Raw genomic sequence first — 18,824 nt, 5'->3', positions numbered from 1 at the left:
ACTTACCCTTTCGGAGCCAACAATCTAAGCGCCGCGCGGATCAATTTGGCCTCGCCCGCTTCGGGCTGACTTGCCGCCGCTTCAGCCACAGCGGCTGCTGCGTCAGACGGACCATACCCAAGATTGGCCAAGGCCGACAATGCGCCGGCAGATGCCGCAGCAGCCCCCGATGGCGGTTTAGACGACCGTTTGGGCGCGGGCGCAGGTTCGGCCAATTCGACAACCTCAAGCGCTGGCCCATCCAGCGCCTCGGCAACCGTGCCGCCCATGGCCATGACACCCGGCGCTTTGTCCTTGAGGTCCAGCACAATCCGCTGCGCCGTTTTAGGCCCTACCCCTTTGGCCGCTTTGACTGCACCCCAATCGCCCAGGGCAATGGCTCGGCTTACGCCATCCGGTCCCAAGGCGCTGAGGATCGCCAAAGACACCTTTGCGCCAACGCCCTGAACCGAGCACAAAAGGCGATGCCATTCCTTTTCGACCAGCGACAGAAACCCATAAAGCTGCATCAGGTCCTCACGTACGACCATGTCGGTATAGATCGAGACGGCCTCGCCCACGCCCGGCAACGCGGCCATGGTCCGGTCGGAGCAATAAACGATATAGCCGACACCCCGAACATCGATCAGAACGTGATCTGCTGCTCGGTAATCCAGCCGCCCTGTCAGTTTGCCAATCATGCCCGCACCTCTTTCACACGCGCCTGCTGTGTCTTTCCGTAATAGGCGTGACAGATGGCAATCGCCAGCGCATCTGCAGCGTCGGCACCTTTCGGCGAACACCCCGGCAACTGTAGCTTGACCATGTGGAGCACTTGTTCTTTTTCGGCGTGACCCACACCCACGACGGTTTTCTTGACCCGATTGGGCGCATATTCGCCAACTGGCAATCCAGCCTGCGCCAATGTCAGCAACGCAACGCCCCGCGCCTGACCCAGTTTGAGCGTCCCTGCCCCATCCTTGTTCACAAATGTCTGTTCAATGGCAGCCTGGTCCGGTTGATGATCGGCGATCACCTCAACAATCTGGTTGTGCAGCGACAGCAGACGCTCACCCAGATCATCCCCATCTGACTTGCACAATCCATTGGCAATATGGCTCAGACGGCTGCCATTTGATTCGATGACGCCCCACCCCAGGGTCCTAAGCCCCGGATCAATGCCCAGAATTCGCATGTTGTGCCTCGGCCTGCTCGGGTTTTGTGATCTTTTTTCAACGCCTAGCACGAAGCGTGAACATTTTCCAAGCGAATTGACCTGAAGTCTGAAAGCGACACCTGTATCTCAGTCGCGACCCCAAAGCAGATTTACGACGTCAAAAAGGTCTGAAAACGGCACCTTTGTTAACGCAAATTTACCAATAAATTAAGGGGGTTTCAGCATTTCAGAGCATTGCAAAAAATGCATAGGACACATGCAAAAACTGTACTTGTGCACACGAATTGGCAGCACTAGATGCCGCTCAGATCGCAAGATTGAAAAGTGAACACAAACCAGAAGGAAACAGGATATGGCTGCACTGGACACTACCCGCATCGCCACCACTGGCTCGTTCGGCCTCGTTGGCCGTATCGGCGCATATTTCGTATCGGCCGTGAACGCCGCAATCGAATGGAATGACGCCCGCGTAACCCGCAACGCGCTGATCGTTCTGAGCGACCGCGAACTGGAAGACATCGGCCTGTGCCGTGGCGACATTGACGCCATCGCCGAAGGTCGTCGGTGATCCCGACCACCACTTACACGCCCCTGACTTTTTCGTCATGAGGGCAAAAGAAACACCGCGCGCCCGGACGGCACGCGGTGTTTTTTTCATTAAAGCATAAAATTCAGAAGAGAAGCTTGTTCATTTGCTGGGACAGTGCCTGTGACACAGGATCGATCTGCATCACCCAAGCCCCTGCCTGTTCGACTTTGGTGCCTTCATTCAGGCTGTCGATTCTGAATTGATATCCCGTCGGCCCAAGGTGGGACAAAAGAAACGCTTTGAACACAAAGAACGCAACAAGCGTGAACAGCAGGACTCGTACTGGCACGGCAGAACTGACCCGTTGCGGCTTCATGACCACCAGTCCATCCTTGCGCATCGTTGCGCGATAGCCCCGGCTCATCTTCTGATGCTTCTTGTTCAGGCGATTAACGCGCTGATTGAACTCCAGTTGTTTACCCGTCATGGCAGCCTCCAAAAACCGCCCCCCTCGACTTTGATCAGAAAACGGTAATTAGAGATTGCGACAAAAGCGTGGCAAAATTCCACAAAACTCCTGCAAATGGCCTAATTCGCGCCCTGTTTGCTTAAAATTAGGGTCGTCCATTCACCAATCTCACCCCTGTGCGTAAGATTGAACTCGTTTTGAGAATAAACGGAAACCACATCATCTGCCTGCTCGTTAAGGATTCCCGACAATATCGCATACCCTCCGGGGCGCAGATTCGCGGAGATTTCAGGCGATAGCGCCACCAGCGGACCCTTCAGAATATTGGCAAAGATCAGATCATACGGGGCGTGTGCTTTGAGGTCAGGATGATCGAAGCCAGCGGCCTCGACGCATTTCACCGCACCTGACATACCGTTTGCCTTCAGGTTCGCCTCGGCCACGTCAACGGCGACTTCGTCGATATCGCTGGCGATGATGTCACCATCCCAGACCCGAGCGGCGGCCATGGCCAAAACAGCCGTACCACAGCCAATATCCGCCACTTTCGATGCAGTAAATCCTTCGTCCAACAAGCAATCCAGTGCTTTCAAGCAGCCCAATGTTGTGCCGTGATGCCCGGTGCCAAAGGCCATTGCAGCCTCGATCAGCAACGGAATGCGGCCTTCGGGCATCTTGTCGGCATCATGGCTGCCGTAGACAAAGAACCGACCTGCTTCGACGGGCGCAAGCTCGCGGCGCACATGTGCGACCCAGTCGGTTTCAGGCAGCTCAGACACGACAAAGGGCTTCGCCTCGAACGCAGCCGCAAGGACCGCCAGCGCGGTTTCGTCCGGGGCTTCAGTGAAATAACCGCCCACTTCCCACAGGCCCGAACCATCCTCGACCTCGAACACACCAACACCGGTGGGTTCCGGCTCCAAACGCTCCATGGCTTCGCCCAGACCTTCGGCGGCCTTCTTACCTGTCAGCGTAGTCAGCGCGGTGAATGTGGGCATCTGGGCCTCCTGTCTCAGTTGGCACAGCGCCTAGGACGCCGCGCCGAGAAGGTCAAGCCGCCCAGCCTATTCCGCAGGTGCCGGAGCGTATTTGGTCAGGGTTGTCTCATTGCCCGGTTCGGGATGGCGCGGGATCAACAGCGACAACAGAAGTGAAACAATCGCCATAGCCGCCGCCAAACCAAACACTGCGCCCGGCGAAACCACCCACAAAAGCCCCAGCAAAGCAGGCAGGAACACAGCGGCGATGTGGTTGATCGTGAAAGCCACGGCCGCTGTCGGAGCAATGTCCGCAGGGTCCGCGATTTTCTGAAAATAGGTTTTCAGCGCCAGCGCCAGTGCGAAGAGCACATGGTCGATCACATAAAGGATCGCCGCCAGCAGCACCCCCCAGCCGAACCAGTAGATACCGCCATAAGCCGCAAACACGATAGCCAGCCCGGCATATTCGAAGATCAGGGTCCGCCGCTCGCCAAACTTTGCCACAGCTTTCCCCAGCAAAGGCGCGGCCATCATGTTGATCATCAGGTTGATCAGGTAAAGGCTGGTCAGTTCATGCACTTTGAAACCGAACTTTTCGACCATCATGAACCCGGCAAACACAATAAAAATCTGCCGCCGTGCGCCGGCCATGAATTGTAACGCGTAGTAGAGCCAGTACCGGCGACGCAGGATCAGCTTTTTGGTCTGCGGTGTTGGGGCATCAAACTGAGGATAGGCGATCAGGCTGAACAGGGCCAACAAGACCGTCACGCCGCCTGCAGCCATGAAAACGAAGTTGTAGGACAGATCAAAGCGCTCCCAGGTCAGAACGATCAACCCGTAGACCACCGCCGTTGCTGCCGAGCCCATCGCAACCAGCCATCCCAGAATTTGCGGCGCGCGATCCTTGGGCAGCCATTGCAGCTGCAGCGACTGATTTACCGTTTCATAGTAGTGAAACCCGATCGAGCTGAACAGGGTCACAAACAACAACCCACCCAAGCTGGGGAACCAGGCTGTTACAGCGGTTGCCACCCCAAGCATCATCAGCGAAATCATCGCCAGAACCTGCTCGCGGATGAAAATGATGACGGCGATCACGCCAATCGCCAGAAAGCCCGGAATTTCACGTACCGTATGCAGCAGGCCAATATCGGCCCCATCAAAATTCGCCACCTCAATGACGAAATTGTTCAGCAAAGCACTCCACGCGTTAAACGCGATGGGCATGGTCATGGCCATCACAAACAAGAGCGTGACAGGACGACGCCAGAACGGAAGGCTCTGCGCCTCGTTGAGGGGCATGGGATTTAGCATATTGGTCCTCTACGCCCATTTCGTCGTCTTGGCGAGAGGGAAGCCGTTGGCGCACAGCCGCCCTGCGCTGATGCAGAGGTCAGTAAAAGCTCTGCGGGTCGATATCGACAGTCAGGCGGATGTCACCTTTCAGACGCAAAGGCGCGATCCAGCGGGCAATCGCGTCCTGAATAGGGGCCCCTTTTGGGGCTTTGACCAGAAGGCGCACACGGTGCCGTCCGCGAATACGCGCAATCGGCGCTGGTGCAGGGCCAAAAACTTGCCCCCCCACATCGCGCACAGGGGTATCATTGCGGGCCATCGCGTTGCCGATATCGAAGACCGGGCCGACCTCCGGCCCCGACAACACAATTCCGGCCATGCGCCCATAAGGGGGAACCCCCGCCGCCTGCCGCCCAGCGGCTTCGGCTTTCCAGAAACCTTCCTCATCACCGGACAGGATCGCCCGGATCACGGGGTGTTCTGGTTGGAACGTCTGCAACAACGCCTGCCCCGGCTTATCCGCCCTGCCAGCACGCCCGGCAACCTGCCGCATCAATTGAAACGTTCGTTCTGCTGCGCGCAGATCGGCACCGTGCAGTGACAGGTCCGCATCAATAACGCCGACCAAGGTGAGTTTGGGGAAGTTATGCCCCTTGGCGACCAACTGAGTGCCGATGATGATGTCCGCATCTCCTGCGGCAATCTCTTCGATCTTGGCTTTCAGCGCACGGGCCGAGCCGAAAAGATCGGAACTCAGCATCGCAATCTTGGCATCCGGAAAGGTCGCTTCGGCCTCTTCTGCCAGCCGCTCGATCCCCGGCCCAACCGGGGCCAGTTTGCCTTCTACGCCGCAGGACGGACAGATTTCGGGCATCGGCTTGGTCTCACCGCATTGGTGGCACATCAGGCGTTTCAGAAACCGATGTTCAACCATGCGCGCGTCACAATAGTCGCAGGCGATCTGTTCACCGCAAGCCCGGCACAGAGTTACCGGCGCATATCCACGACGGTTTATAAACAGCAGCGATTGTTCACCCTTTTCAACCCGCTGCCGCACCGCCTGCCGCAGGGACGGAGAAATCCATGTTCCGGGCTGCATCTGCTCAGCGCGCATATCAATGGGCTTCATCTCAGGCAGAACCGCCGCGCCGAAGCGCGAAGTCAGGTCGATCCGGTCATACTTTCCTGCTTCAGCGTTTGCCCAGCTTTCCAGCGACGGCGTCGCACTGGCCAGAATCACCCGCGCGCCGCAAATGGCCGAACGCAAAACTGCCATATCCCGCGCGCTGTAGTGCACGCCGTCTTCCTGTTTGTAAGAGGTGTCGTGTTCCTCATCGACCACCACAAGCCCCAAATCGCGGAACGGCAAAAACAATGCAGATCGTGCACCTACAACCAGCTGTGCATCCCCCTGCCCAACCATCCGCCAGACCCGGCGGCGTTCCGTCATTGTCGCGCCCGAGTGCCATTCGGCCGGTCGCGCACCGAACCGCGCCTCGACACGGGTCAGGAATTCAGCGGTCAGCGCAATTTCCGGCAGCAAGACCAAAGCCTGGCGTCCCATCCGCAAGGCTTCGGCGACGGCTTCCAGATACACTTCGGTCTTGCCCGAACCCGTGACACCTTTCAGGAGTGTTGTGCCATAGTCGCCTGTCTGCTGCCCGGCCCGCAATCGCGCCACAGCCGCCGCCTGATCTTCGGTCAGGTCTTTACCCGGCAGGTTCGGATCAAGATGCGGGTACGGCAGATCGCGCGGGCTGTCCTCTTCCCGGACAGCGCCTTGTTTGACCAACCCTTTGACAACAGAGGAGGTTACACCTGCCTGCTCGGCCAGTTCCTTCAATGTAAAGGCGAGGCCGCCATAGTCTCGCAAAACCTCCAGCACACGGGATCGCGCATCGGTCATCCTGTCCGGTTCGCCACTGCCAAGGCGATACACTTTGCGCATTGACGGAGGGTCCCCCAGCCCCGGCGCACGGGTTGCCAAACGCAGCATCGCTGGCATCGGTGTCAGCGTGTAGTCGGCGACCTTGCCCAGAAACACCTGCATCTCTTCGCGCATCGGTGCAACCTCAAGTACCCGGATCACGGACCGAGCCTTGCTCAGATCAAACCCGCCCTGCCCAGGGCCCCAGACCACGCCAAGAACCTTACGTGGCCCCAAAGGCACTTCGACAAACGCACCCAGAAAACACCCGCCTTCGGGCGCTTTGTAATCCAACTTCCGGTCCAGCGGCTGCGTTGTCAGCACCGCAATCAGCTCTCCTTGGTCGAAAAATCCGTTAGCGCTCACAGCATATCCTTAGCAGGGGGTTCCAGCATGGCTCACTTTGAGGTAAAGCCATCCGCGACCAAGGCCAACCCATCAAAGGACTGCCCTCATGAAATTCTTCGTAGACACCGCCGAGATCGACGCCATCGCCGAACTGAACGATCTTGGCATGGTGGACGGCGTAACCACCAACCCTTCGCTGATCCTAAAGTCGGGTCGCGACATTCTGGAAGTGACCAAAGAGATCTGTGATCTGGTCGATGGTCCGGTTTCGGCCGAGGTTGTCGCCACCGAAGCTGAGGACATGATCGCCGAAGGCCGCAAGCTGGCCAAGATCGCGCCGAACATCGCAGTGAAAGTGCCGCTGACATGGGCTGGCCTGAAAACCTGCAAAACGCTCAGCGACGAAGGTCAGATGGTCAACGTGACGCTTTGTTTCTCGACCAATCAGGCAATCCTTGCTGCCAAAGCAGGTGCAACATTCATCTCGCCTTTCATTGGTCGCCTCGACGACATCAACCTCGACGGCATGGATCTGATTGCCGACATCCGCCAAGTCTATGACAATTACGGGTTCGAGACTGAAATCCTGGCCGCCTCGATCCGCACCGTGAACCATGTGACCGACAGCGCCCGCATTGGTGCCGATGTCATCACTGCTCCGCCAGCCGTGATCAAAAAGCTCGCTGACCACCCGTTGACCGACAAAGGTCTGGAAACCTTCCTGGCCGATTGGGCCAAGACAGGTCAGAAAATCCTCTGACCTTTTGCAAGACCGCGCGGTGCTTTCAGGCACCGCGCGCGGCCCAACGGCCCTTTGGTTGATCTGCGATCAGGCATGGCGGGCGGGAGCCCCTTCGCCACAGCACTCAAGGAAATCCACCTTTGCGTGCATTTTTCCTAAGGCAAAACCGGTCTGGCATGTTATAAGCCGCTCAACAAAAAAAGACCGGACGGGACATGAGCAGCAACCCCAAACTCGAGGATAACCTCCGCGCGGCGATTCTGGCCGAGCCTGACGTCGTGTTGGATGACAAGGATCTGATGCAGGCGCTGGTCAGTGCCAATGAACGCGCACGCGGCGACAATGTGATCGATTTGCGCGGCATCGCCATGCAACGGCTCGAAGCGCGGCTGGACCGGTTGGAAGACACCCATCGGTCTGTGATAGCAGCAGCCTACGAGAATCTGGCGGGCACAAACCAAGTGCATCGCGCAATTCTGCGTCTGTTGGAGCCGGTCGAATTCGAAGATTTCCTGCGCGCGCTTGGCGCGGACGTTGCCGATATTTTGCGTGTTGATCACATCACTTTGGTTCTGGAAACAACCGTGGTTCAGGACGATCCAGCAGTTGATACGTTGGGGGGCGTTCTAACCATTGCCGAACCCGGCTTTATCGACCAGTATCTGACCATTGATCGCGGCGGACCGGCCCGCGACGTCACACTGCGCGAGGTGCATCATCCCAACCGCCGCATTTTTGGCGCGCTTGCAGATCAATTGCGGTCCGAAGCCTGCCTGAAGCTTGACCTCGGCCCCGGTCGTTTGCCGGGAATGATTGTCATGGGTGCGCGGGATCCGCGGCATTTCACGCCGCAGCTTGGCACCGACCTTTTAAGCTTTTTTGCTGGCGTGTTCGAACGCTCGATGCGTCACTGGCTGTCGTGAGCCTGATCTCACCCGCCTGCCGCGATGCGCTGCAGCATTGGCTGGACAGCTTAGGTGCGCTGGCGGGTAGATCGCAGAACACGCAAACCGCCTATCGCGGGGATGTGACGGATTTTCTGTCCTTTATGACGCTGCACCACGCTGAACGGCAGGGGTTGAAAGCGCTGGAACGGATCACTGTGTCAGATATGCGTGCCTGGATGGCGGGCCAACGCAGTGAGGACGTGAGCGCACGATCACTGGCGCGCAAACTCTCAGCCGTCAAAAGCTTTTACCGCTGGCTGGCCGAACGTGAAGGCTTTGAACCCACTGCTGTCTTGTCCACACGCGCACCAAAATTCACCAAGAAACTGCCCCGCCCCCTGGCCGAAGACGCCGCCCGCGCCATGATCGACACGGTCGAGTTGCAATCCAGTTCGGATTGGGTCGCCGCGCGGGATGTGGCCGTGGTCACGTTGCTCTATGGGTGCGGACTGCGCATATCCGAGGCGCTGTCATTGACTGGTGCAGACGTACCTTTACCCGCCACCTTGCGCATCGTTGGCAAGGGCGACAAAGAGAGGGTCGTACCGGTTCTTCCTGCTGCCCGTGAAGCCGTCGACCGGTACGTAAAACTCTGCCCGCACCCGAAGGCACAGGGCGCGCCTTTGTTCCGCGGTGTACGCGGCGGGGCGCTGAATCCACGTGCGATACAGGGCGTCATGGCCAAGGCCCGAATGCAATTGGGCCTGCCTGCAACCGCAACACCCCACGCCATGCGGCACAGCTTCGCAACGCATCTTCTTTCGGCGGGAGGCGACTTGCGTGCGATTCAAGAACTTTTAGGCCACGCGTCGCTTTCAACCACCCAAGCCTATACTGCCGTGGACACGGCGCGGTTGATGGAGGTCTACAACCGTGCGCACCCCAAGGCCTGACACACACATCCATTAAAACCGCACGGCTTTTGGTTTGCATCTCAGGCGTGCATCAGTCATGACGCGTGCATGACACTCAGATTCAAAGCTCTTTCCGTCCATCTCTTCACTGCAACCGGCGCTGTTTTTGCCATGCTCGCCATGCTGGCCGCCGTCGAAGAGAAATGGAGCCTTATGTATCTTTGGCTGGTTGTTTCTTTTGTCGTGGACGGAATCGACGGCCCTCTGGCGCGTCATTACCACGTCAAAAAGAACGCCCCGGAATTTGATGGTGTTCTGCTGGATCTGATCATCGATTACCTGACCTATGTGTTCATACCGGCCTTTGCCCTGTTCAAGTCCGGGCTGATGGACGGCTGGACGGGATGGTTTGCGATCATCGTCATAACCTTTGCCAGCGCGATGTATTTTGCGGACACCCGGATGAAGACCAAGGACAATTCCTTTTCCGGTTTTCCGGGATGCTGGAACATGTTCGTTATCGTGATCTTCGCGCTTGAACCTAATTTCTGGATTATTCTGCTTTTGGTAACACTGCTGTCGCTTGCGATGTTCCTGCCGCTCAAGTTTGTTCATCCCGTGCGTACCGAGCGTTGGCGCAGCCTGACGCTGCCTATGGCTCTGGCATGGACGTTCTTTGCCGGTTGGGCGGCCTGGGTCGATTTTCACCCTGAAAGCTGGGCGCATTGGGGTCTGGTGATCACCAGCCTGTATCTGACTTTTGCAGGCATCGCGCAGCAAATCATACCGCAGCGCCGCGCCTGACGCAGCGCTGCCGACAGTCGAGCTACATGACGTCCTGCACCTCGAACTCGGTGCCGTTATGGGTAAAGACATCGCCCTCTTGCAGGCCCACCATGGCCAGATAAATCGGGCTTTGTGTTGAAATGCCCATATAGGTCTTTCCATCCACCTCGAACCGGGTGGTCGAGACGCAAACGACAAATCTGCGATTGTTGAATTTGATCACTGCGCCGGGTTGAACTGTGTCAGTCAGACCAAAATCGGTGTTTTCAATCACGTCGATCTTGGCGTGGTGTGCATGCACAGGGGCGTCAAACGCAGCCGCCAAGTCAGCGTTTTCGCGTGAGGCGGCAAGGTCATCCTTGTCGTGACCTTCCCGATCATCCAGCTGAGCGTCCTTCAAAAACGCATCGTAATGCGCCTGCGCCGTTGCAAGCTCTTGCGCTTCAAGTGACATCAACCTGTCAATTATGGTCTTCTTTCGGGCGGCGCGATCTTGATCCGTGGTCATGCAATGCGGTCCTTCAAATTCAACAACATATATATGGTGTGCCCGCCACAGACGGATTGCAACCGAATTTCACAGGTCAGATCAAAAGCCCGGCGGCCCTCTCATGGCGCAACAGGGCCACCTTGGTTTCGACCCCGCCGGCCCCAGAAAAGCCACCAAGACCGTTTGCTGAGAGCACCCTGTGGCAGGGAATGATCACCGGAATGGGGTTTGCACCGCAAGCCTGCCCTACAGGTTGCGCGGGCTGCCCAAGCTCTTTGGCGATATCTCCGTAAGTACGCGTTTCGCCCAGAGGAATCGCATACATCAGATCGCAGACCTGTCGCTGGAAGTCAGATCCTACGACGCGGTAAGGAAGGTCAAACCGGTCCAGTTGCCCGGCGTCATACGCTTTCAATTGCGCGGCGGCTTCACGCAACAGATCCGTCGGCTCTCCCACATCCCGGCCATCCCAGACCAGACGCGTGAGGGCTCCGTCTATTTCTTCGGCACCCAGACATCCAAATTGGGTTTCTACGGCAATCATCGGCATAGGCGCAGCGTTTCAGATCACCAAAGCTGTTGCAAGCAGGGAAAGAAAAACCCCCAGCCGATGGGCTGGGGGTAAGTGTTAACCAAGCGCGTCGTTACAGCGGCTGCACACACCCGGATGGGTGTGGCGACCCACGTCGGGCAGGATTTTCCAGCACCGCTGACATTTTTCGCCTTCGGCTTTTTCGAAGACAACACCAACGCCTTCAATCTCTGGGACGCGGAACGCCTCGGCCGGGGCCGGATCGCCCGAGACGGTCAAGCCCGAAGTGATGCACATGTCATCTACATCGAACGTCTCCAGAAGATCGCGGGTTTCCTGATCTTCGACATGCACGATCGGCGCAGCCTCAAGGCTGGAACCAATCACTTTGTCCTGACGTTGAACCTCGAGCGCGGCGGTCACGGCGCGGCGGACGCGACGTACTTTGGCCATGCTGGCTTCCAACTCGTCATTGCGCCAGTCGGCAGGTGTGTCCGGGAAATCCACCAGATGGACCGAGCTGTCATCGCCAGGGAAGCGTTCCAGCCACACCTCTTCCATGGTGAACACCAGAACCGGAGCCAGCCATGTGGTCAGGCGGTGGAACAGAATGTCCAGAACAGTGCGCGACGCACGACGGCGCAGGCTGTCGCCATCGCAGTACAGGGCATCTTTGCGGACGTCGAAGTAGAAAGACGACAGATCAACTGTGGCGAACGTGAACACGGCGCTGAACACGCCCTGAAAGTCGAAGGACGCGTAGCCTTTGCGCACCTGCTCATCCAGTTCGGCCAGACGGCTGAGGACCCAGCGTTCCAATCGCGGCATATCTTCGGGCGCGACGCGGTCGGCCTCAGTGAAATCAGCCAGTGAGCCCAGCATGAACCGCATGGTATTGCGCAGGCGACGATAGCTGTCGGCAGTGCCTTTCAGGATCTCAGGCCCGATCCGCTGGTCGGCAGTATAGTCGGTTTGGGCCACCCACAGACGCAGGATATCGGCACCGTATTGCTTGACGACCTCTTCCGGCACAATCGTGTTGCCCAGCGATTTGGACATCTTGTTGCCCTTGGCATCCAGCGTGAAGCCGTGGGTGACAACGTTCCGATAGGGCGCGCGACCCTTGGTGCCGCAGGCCTGCAGCATGGACGAATGGAACCACCCGCGGTGCTGGTCGGTGCCTTCCATGTAGACGTCGGCGATGCCGTCCTCGGTCCCGTCCTCGCGGTCACGCAGAACGAAGGCGTGGGTCGAGCCCGAGTCGAACCAAACATCCAGCACGTCGAACACCTGATCGTAGTCATCCGGGTTGGCGATGCCGTCGAGGATCTTTTCTTTGAAGCCGTCGGTGTACCAGACGTCAGCGCCATCCTTCTCGAACGCCGCCTTGATGCGCGCGTTCAGGTCCGCGTTGCGCAGCAGGTAATCCGCGTCGGTGGGCAAAGCGCCCTTCTTGGTGAAGCAGGTCAGCGGCACGCCCCAGGCGCGCTGACGGGACAGAACCCAGTCCGGGCGGGCTTCGATCATCGAATAGAGGCGGTTGCGTCCGGTCTGCGGCGTCCATTTCACCAGTTCGTCGATGGATCGCAGGGCGCGTTCGCGGATCGTGTCGCCCATCTCGCCCATGCCGTCGTCCAGCTTGCGGTCGACGGACGCAAACCACTGCGGAGTGTTGCGGTAGATGATCGGAGCTTTCGAGCGCCACGAATGGGGATAGCTGTGCTTGATCTTGCCACGCGCCAGAAGCCCGCCGACCTCGACCAGCTTGTCGATCACCGCCTTGTTCGCGTCACCCTCGCCGCCCTTGCGCGACAGGATGTACTTGCCGCCAAAGAAGGGCAGATCAGCGCGGAAGCTACCGTCGTCCATCACGTTATAAGTGATGACCTGCTCGAGCATCCCCAAGTCACGATACAGCTCGAATTCTTCCATCCCGTGCGACGGCGCGCAGTGAACGAAGCCGGTCCCTTCGGTATCAGTCACGAACTCAGCAGCGCGGAAATCGCGGATGTCGTCCCATTCGCCATTGCCGCCTTCGGCTCCGGCCAGCGGGTGGGTCAGTTGAACGCCTTCCAACTCATCTGCGGTCACGTCACGAACGCGGGTCCACTGGTCGTCGTTCAGACGCGCGCGACCCAGAACGTCAGCGGCCAGGTTGTCGGCCAGCAGGAACTTGTCGCCTACCTTGGCCCAGCATTCCTCGGGCGCGCCGGTGACTTCGTACAGGCCGTAAGAGATGTCTTTGCCGTAAACGACTGCCTTGTTCGACGGCATGGTCCATGGGGTCGTTGTCCAGATCACGACAAATGCGTCATCCAGATCACCTGCATTCACAACCTTGAACTTCACCCAGATGGTGAAGCTTTCCTTGTCGTGATACTCGACCTCGGCCTCGGCCAGAGCGGTTTTTTCGATGGGTGACCACATCACGGGTTTCGAACCCTGATAAAGCGTGCCGTTCATCAGGAACTTCATGAACTCATCCGCGATCACAGCCTCGGCGTGATAGTCCATGGTGATGTAGGGATCAGGCCAGTTACCAGTGATGCCCAGGCGCTTGAACTCTTCGCGCTGGATATCGATCCAGCCCTCGGCGAACTTGCGGCATTCCTGACGGAAATCGACGATGTTCACCTCGTCCTTGTTCTTGCCCTTCTTGCGGTATTGTTCTTCGATCTTCCATTCGATCGGCAGGCCGTGGCAGTCCCAGCCGGGCACGTAACGCGCGTCAAAACCCATCATCTGATGGCTGCGCACGATCATGTCCTTGATGGTCTTATTCAGCGCGTGGCCGATATGCAGGTGGCCGTTCGCGTAAGGAGGGCCATCGTGCAGGGTAAAGGGTGTGCGGCCTTGTTTCTCGCGCAGGCGGTCATAGACGCCGATGGTTTCCCAGCGCTCCAGCCATGCGGGTTCGCGCTTGGGCAGGCCAGCGCGCATGGGGAAGTCGGTTTTGGGCAGGTTCAGCGTGTCTTTGTAATCAGGTGTCTGGATCGTGTCGGCGCACATTGGGGGCGTCCTTTGGATGATCTGGTCGTACTAGGATCGAAGCGGTCGGTGCGAGTTCTCAAACACCTTTGCCCGGCGTCTCAGAGGGTCAGAGCGCCGGGGATATAATTCGAATAATGATGGCCAAACGGTCATGCATGGCGGGCTTATAAGACGCCCGCGCCTAATGGTCCAGAGGTTCTGCCCCATGCGGCGAATGGCGCAGTTTGGCCCAGCGGTTCAGCCATGCCAGACCAGCCAGCGCAAGGCCAAGCGCCAGCAGCGAGAAGACCCGGATCAACCCGCCCAGTCCTGCGATGTCGATCAGAAAGACCTTGGCCACAGCCAACCCGATTACCAGCAGCCCGGCCTTGCGCATCAGGTCGGACCCGCGCGCCAGCGACTGATAGAACAGCGCAGCCCCCATCAACAGCAGGGCCATGGTATAGGTATAAAGCTCGGGCTGGGTGACGCCACTGCCGACATGCATTCCTTTGGCCCCCTTCCAGAAATGACGGATCGTCAGGGCCAGCCAAAACGCGGCGAGCGCTCCGGCAAAGCCATAACAGACCAGCCGCAATTTCAAGTGCATCGACCGAATACGACGTGCGGAAAACCCGATGACCACGGCAGGCAACAAGTAGGCCACGGCAAGTGTGTTCAAAACGGGCGGGCCCAAAACCGGATCGGAGAACTGGTTTGCCAATGGGTTTTGCTCGGCCAACAACTCGACAAGCCGGAACACGCCATGTGCGGCGAAAAATGCCGCGAGCAGATAGCGAACAAAATTCAGTTTTCCGCCCAGCTCGAACCGCTGCACCTGAGCAAAGGCCAGCAGCAGCCAGATAACCGCCAACAACCCCAGCCCCCAGTGGCTGCTATAGGCACCACCTTCGCCAAACCCTTCAAGCCAGCGCAACAACAACAGGGAAAGCAGCATCCCCACCGTCGCCCAGGCTGCGCTCTCCAGCAACAACGACGCCACAGGGCGCTGCAAAGGGCGCAACATCCACCAACCGACGACAAAGCCAATCGTGGCCGCACCGTATACCAATGTCATCTCGGGCACCGGAGCCGTGTTTGCCCAGTCCAGCCCCGGATCAAGCACCAGTCGAACGGTGACGGTGAAGACACCGGCCCATATGAACCAGCTCATCGGGGGCAAAGCGAACCTGCGGTCCAGAGCCGCCGCCACCACGACGCTTGCCACCAGCGCCACCGTCAGCGCCGCCGCGCTGAGCACGATGACGCAGGCAAAGACCAGACAAGACAGCGCAGACAAAGTGGCCAGCGCAGCACGCATCCGATCCTCTCCGTCGACACGGGCAAAACGTTCCGCAAGAACCACCATAAGGACGGCCAGCGCCACAGCGTGTAATGCCCAGGGGTATGCGCCAATTACAGAAGCTGGATGCCAGCCGACCTCCAGCCCGATCGCCATTGCCGGGGCAAACAGAGCGGCCCCTCCGGCCCAGATCGCGCGAAACTGGCTTGCCTGTGCAGACCGCCATGCCATCAGGATTGAGATCAAAGCTCCCAACGCGACCAACACCGTGACGACCATTGGATAGTCGGCCTCAACCGCTTCCGCATAAGTGACAGCAAAGTCACGAAGAACCGCGCCCTGATCAAGCCCATGCGACAAGACATAGAATACAAGCCCAACCGCCGGCAGGACGGTCAAATCCTGAAGCGCGGGCGCATCCTTGGCCCAAAGCAACAGGGCCAGCACAAGGACGGTCAACAAGGTGACACCCAGCCAGAACTCTGCCGCCGAATCCGCCCAATGCCAGGACAAGATCGCCGAACTGACTGCAACGGCGCCTGCCGCCAGTCTGGTTGGAAAGTCAGGCCAAGGGTGGGACTTTGGATGGCGGATCATTTGAGAGATCATGGGGCCCGCGTGATCCGGCCATATGCGACGCGCGGGAATAGCCATCACCAAAACCGCCAGTATCAAAGCAGCGACCAGATAACTCGGTTCTGTGTTCGGCGCGCCTGCCACCAGCAGCAGGTTCGCCGAATAGGCCCCAAACACGGTCAGAACAGACACCCACGCCCAACGCCGAACCGTGTCGATACCAAGCCCCAAAACGGCAACCAGCAGGAAATAGGCATAAAGCCACGAAGGATCCTCGGACGAACCACCGACCATGAAGGGGGCCGCGAATGCTCCGACCAATCCGACCGCCGCCAACAAGGGGCCATGAAACCAACCCAGTACAATACCAATCAGAGCGACGGCAACCATCCCTGCCAGCGCCGCTTCGGCACCAATCAGGTTGTACAATTGGCGCGCGGCCAGAATTGCCCCGAAAAGGGTAACAAGCCCGGCCCCGGAAAAGACGGAAGGCAAATAGGCTGTGGACGCATCCTCATCATCTCCGAACTTCCGGCGCAGAACTTCACCCGCAACGATCAGAAGTGCCCCGAACCCAAGTGCCGCGAATACGCGGGCCGCCGGAGGCAGCAATCCGTTTTCAACACCGTATTGCACAAGGAAAATCCCGGCCAACGCCAGCGACAAGGCTGAGACCACATAGAACCAGTTTTCGCGTAACCAAGCGCCCAGCTCGGTAAACCGGTCAGAATTGAATACGACGGCAGGAGAAGGCACCTCCGCCTCTTCAACAGGAGTATCTTCTTTCTGCCGTTTCGGCGCGGCCCACGGGCCGGGTCTGCGCGCTTCTTTTGCAACGTCTGTCTGTAGATCAGGCTCCTTTACCTCGTGGGTTTCAGAACCCACGTTGTCACCTGCCGAGAGATTCGAAATCCGCGCCTCCAGCTCTGCCACTCGGCGGCGCAATCGGGTTTGTCCGACCATCAGCGCGACCAGCGTGACCGGGATTGCCAGAACAATCAGGCCGACAAGAACAAGTAGCGATTCCAAAGCAATCTCCAATCTAAGTCTCGCGGCAAGGCTATCTTGGGGCGATGGCCAATAACAGTCAGGAAAGCTGCAGACCTTCCTAAAACACAGAAATCGCCGGGCGCGCGATCATCAACCACAGGATGACCAACACCGCAAGAAAGGCAGGCACGCCACACGCGAACCAAAACCGAAACAAACGGTAATAGTCTTGCGGCAAAGACGACCCCTGCTCTGCCGCTGTTCTGGCATAATCCCGCATTCGAAGTTGCACCCAAACCACCGGCAACCAGAAAAGACCGGTCAACACGTAAAGCACCAGGGACAATGCAATCCATACTTCGCTTAACGACCACCCAATACGCCAAGCCAACAGAGTGCCAGTAATGGGTTGCAGGATGACTGCTGTTGTCGTGAACAAAAGGTCGGCCAGCGCGACGACACCCGCCGTGTGCGCGACGATTTTCGGATCATTGCTGCGATGTGCCATGAGCATGAAAAAGGCAATCCCTGCTCCGGTCCCCAGCAGGACACAGGCGCCAATGACGTGCAACCAGCGCAGGATCAGATCAGGGTCCGTCATCGACTTGCCAACATGGGCAACGCGACAAGGGATAAGACCATCGCGGGCAGGATTTTCACCAGTGGGCCCAACGGGTCGGTCCACAATTCCGGTGACGTGATTGTGGCGGCAGTCATGTAGATTCCGGCCACGCCAAACTGAGCCAAACAGGCCCGCACAGCCCATTTACGCCATAGGATGGCCAACCCCAATACGATGTCGACCAGAGACAAGAAAACGACGGCAACCGTGGCCGCAGGCGCTGACCAACCAGCTCCCGTCAGTACGCCCGAGGCTTTGGACAGGCCCGACAACCCGAACAGGCCCGACAGAACCCAGAACAGGCTGAGCGTTGCAACAACCATCGGCATCAACAGCGTCATTCGTGCGGTAAGGCGGTGTTCCCGGGCACAGGGAAGCGATGCGTAGATGTCGGGCAAAGGTGAAAACCCGCGCCCCGAGGCAGCCCTGTAAGGCGCGGGATCTCCGATCACGCCGTCCGCCATGACCGTCATCGCCGTGCTGCGCAGAGGTGATCGCCAGCCAAACCAGGCCAAACCATCGGCTAACGCTGCAACGGCTTTGGTCATAACCGGCGGTAAACTTACTGAGAAACGCGCCGCAGGAAACCCTAGCCATTGCCGGGTTCCGCGCACCACGTCCGACAGGCTGTGCGGGCTGTCCTCGACAAGGTCATACGTGCCTTGCGGCAAATCCCCCGCAATGGCATCGACGACCGTGGCGCAAAGGTCAGGCATCCCCACGCACTGCACTGGCGTATTGGGATAGGCCAAGGGTTGAACCAAGGCACAGCGGCCAACATGCGCAGCAGTGCTGTGCCGCCATAATCCGTCTGTCCGATGACAAGCCCGGGCTTCAGCACCCAAAGCGGAACGCCCGACGCACGCAGAGCCTGATCTCCGGCCGCTTTGGTGCGCAGGAAATGCGTGCTTGCTGCAGGTTCCGCACCGATGGCGGAAATCTGGACAATACTGATCTTCTGATCTGCGCAAGCGTTGGCCAGGGCCGCGATCGCTGTGTGGTGCACGGTTTCCAGATCGTCTTCGGCATTGTCCTGCAATGCACCGGCGCATTTCACTACGACATCGACGTTTTCCAACAGACCCAGCCAATCTTGGGTGTGAAGAAGATCGCGCATGTCAGCCTGCTTGAGCGGAACACCCGGTAAAATCCGTGCCCCTTGCGCAAGGTCGCGTACCGCGCCTTGAACCGAGGCACCTTCGGCTTGCAACGCACGCGTGACTGCCGCGCCAATGAAGCCGTAAGCGCCCAGAACCAATACGTGTTGTTCAGATAAAGAGAGACGTGGCATCGGTTTTCGCACC

General features: G+C 58.5%; 18 protein-coding genes. 5 read left to right on the top strand and 13 right to left on the bottom strand.

The window, feature by feature from the left end; genetic code table 11:
* Positions 1–2: 2 nt before the first annotated feature.
* A complete protein-coding gene (gene ruvA / locus ACXADZ_RS04625; protein WP_475193036.1) occupies positions 3–680 on the bottom strand; it encodes a Holliday junction branch migration protein RuvA in 678 nt (225 codons plus the stop codon).
* On the bottom strand, positions 677–1,174 hold the full coding sequence (gene ruvC, locus ACXADZ_RS04620; protein WP_475193033.1) for a crossover junction endodeoxyribonuclease RuvC: 498 nt from the start codon (positions 1,172–1,174) through the stop codon (positions 677–679). The genes ruvA and ruvC overlap by 4 nt, the downstream gene beginning before the upstream one ends.
* A gap of 334 nt (positions 1,175–1,508) precedes the next feature.
* Between ruvC and ACXADZ_RS04615 the strand changes: the two genes are divergently transcribed.
* Positions 1,509–1,724: a DUF1127 domain-containing protein gene (locus ACXADZ_RS04615; RefSeq protein ID WP_171186923.1), complete on the top strand. Its 216-nt coding sequence runs from the start codon at positions 1,509–1,511 to the stop codon at positions 1,722–1,724.
* A gap of 103 nt (positions 1,725–1,827) precedes the next feature.
* On the opposite strand, the gene ACXADZ_RS04610 is transcribed toward ACXADZ_RS04615, so the two are convergent.
* The 4 genes from ACXADZ_RS04610 to ACXADZ_RS04595 all read right to left on the bottom strand — a co-directional run bounded on the left by ACXADZ_RS04610 (position 1,828) and on the right by ACXADZ_RS04595 (position 6,726).
* Positions 1,828–2,172 carry a hypothetical protein gene (locus ACXADZ_RS04610; protein ID WP_475193031.1) on the bottom strand — a complete coding sequence of 115 codons (345 nt, stop codon included), beginning with the start codon at positions 2,170–2,172 and terminating at the stop codon, positions 1,828–1,830.
* A 101-nt stretch (positions 2,173–2,273) separates the two neighbouring features.
* Positions 2,274–3,152 (bottom strand): 50S ribosomal protein L11 methyltransferase, encoded by an 879-nt coding sequence (locus ACXADZ_RS04605; protein WP_171186927.1) that lies wholly within the window; start codon positions 3,150–3,152, stop codon positions 2,274–2,276.
* A 66-nt stretch (positions 3,153–3,218) separates the two neighbouring features.
* The gene (locus tag ACXADZ_RS04600; protein WP_171186929.1) at positions 3,219–4,451 is read right to left on the bottom strand and encodes an MFS transporter; all 1,233 of its coding nucleotides are present in this window, start codon (positions 4,449–4,451) and stop codon (positions 3,219–3,221) included.
* Positions 4,452–4,530: 79 nt separating this feature from the next.
* Complete coding sequence (locus ACXADZ_RS04595; RefSeq protein WP_475193027.1) at positions 4,531–6,726, bottom strand: primosomal protein N'; 2,196 nt, start codon at positions 6,724–6,726, stop codon at positions 4,531–4,533.
* A gap of 88 nt (positions 6,727–6,814) precedes the next feature.
* Here ACXADZ_RS04595 and fsa point away from each other — a divergent pair, with 88 nt between their 5' ends.
* From fsa to ACXADZ_RS04575, 4 genes are all read left to right on the top strand, one after another.
* Positions 6,815–7,468: a fructose-6-phosphate aldolase gene (fsa, locus tag ACXADZ_RS04590; RefSeq protein ID WP_170520531.1), complete on the top strand. Its 654-nt coding sequence runs from the start codon at positions 6,815–6,817 to the stop codon at positions 7,466–7,468.
* A 197-nt stretch (positions 7,469–7,665) separates the two neighbouring features.
* Positions 7,666–8,373, top strand: coding sequence for a DUF484 family protein (locus ACXADZ_RS04585; protein WP_171186932.1), 708 nt, complete (start codon positions 7,666–7,668; stop codon positions 8,371–8,373).
* Positions 8,370–9,290: a tyrosine recombinase XerC gene (locus tag ACXADZ_RS04580; RefSeq protein ID WP_475193024.1), complete on the top strand. Its 921-nt coding sequence runs from the start codon at positions 8,370–8,372 to the stop codon at positions 9,288–9,290. The genes ACXADZ_RS04585 and ACXADZ_RS04580 overlap by 4 nt, the downstream gene beginning before the upstream one ends.
* A 69-nt stretch (positions 9,291–9,359) precedes the next feature.
* Positions 9,360–10,055 (top strand): CDP-alcohol phosphatidyltransferase family protein, encoded by a 696-nt coding sequence (locus tag ACXADZ_RS04575; protein ID WP_171094233.1) that lies wholly within the window; start codon positions 9,360–9,362, stop codon positions 10,053–10,055.
* Between the two features lie 22 nt (positions 10,056–10,077).
* Here ACXADZ_RS04575 and ACXADZ_RS04570 read toward each other — a convergent pair whose 3' ends face one another.
* The 7 genes from ACXADZ_RS04570 to ACXADZ_RS04540 form a co-directional block, all read right to left on the bottom strand.
* Complete coding sequence (locus ACXADZ_RS04570) at positions 10,078–10,545, bottom strand: hypothetical protein (protein WP_475193021.1); 468 nt, start codon at positions 10,543–10,545, stop codon at positions 10,078–10,080.
* A 76-nt stretch (positions 10,546–10,621) separates the two neighbouring features.
* The gene (locus ACXADZ_RS04565) at positions 10,622–11,077 is read right to left on the bottom strand and encodes a methylated-DNA--[protein]-cysteine S-methyltransferase (protein WP_475193018.1); all 456 of its coding nucleotides are present in this window, start codon (positions 11,075–11,077) and stop codon (positions 10,622–10,624) included.
* A gap of 78 nt (positions 11,078–11,155) precedes the next feature.
* Positions 11,156–14,068 carry an isoleucine--tRNA ligase gene (gene ileS, locus ACXADZ_RS04560; RefSeq protein ID WP_475193016.1) on the bottom strand — a complete coding sequence of 971 codons (2,913 nt, stop codon included), beginning with the start codon at positions 14,066–14,068 and terminating at the stop codon, positions 11,156–11,158.
* A 163-nt stretch (positions 14,069–14,231) separates the two neighbouring features.
* Complete coding sequence (locus ACXADZ_RS04555) at positions 14,232–16,937, bottom strand: DUF2339 domain-containing protein (RefSeq protein WP_475193014.1); 2,706 nt, start codon at positions 16,935–16,937, stop codon at positions 14,232–14,234.
* A gap of 79 nt (positions 16,938–17,016) precedes the next feature.
* Positions 17,017–17,499 carry a DUF2269 family protein gene (locus tag ACXADZ_RS04550; protein WP_475193011.1) on the bottom strand — a complete coding sequence of 161 codons (483 nt, stop codon included), beginning with the start codon at positions 17,497–17,499 and terminating at the stop codon, positions 17,017–17,019.
* Positions 17,496–17,843, bottom strand: a complete 348-nt coding sequence (locus ACXADZ_RS04545; RefSeq protein WP_475198483.1) for a DoxX-like family protein — start codon at positions 17,841–17,843, stop codon at positions 17,496–17,498. The genes ACXADZ_RS04550 and ACXADZ_RS04545 overlap by 4 nt, the downstream gene beginning before the upstream one ends.
* A 266-nt stretch (positions 17,844–18,109) precedes the next feature.
* Positions 18,110–18,811 (bottom strand): NAD(P)H-binding protein, encoded by a 702-nt coding sequence (locus ACXADZ_RS04540; RefSeq protein ID WP_475193008.1) that lies wholly within the window; start codon positions 18,809–18,811, stop codon positions 18,110–18,112.
* Positions 18,812–18,824 lie beyond the last annotated feature (13 nt).

It is taken from the genome of Ruegeria sp. ABM4_193, from assembly GCF_056158705.1.
This window is presented reverse-complemented; position numbering and strand designations above follow the sequence as displayed.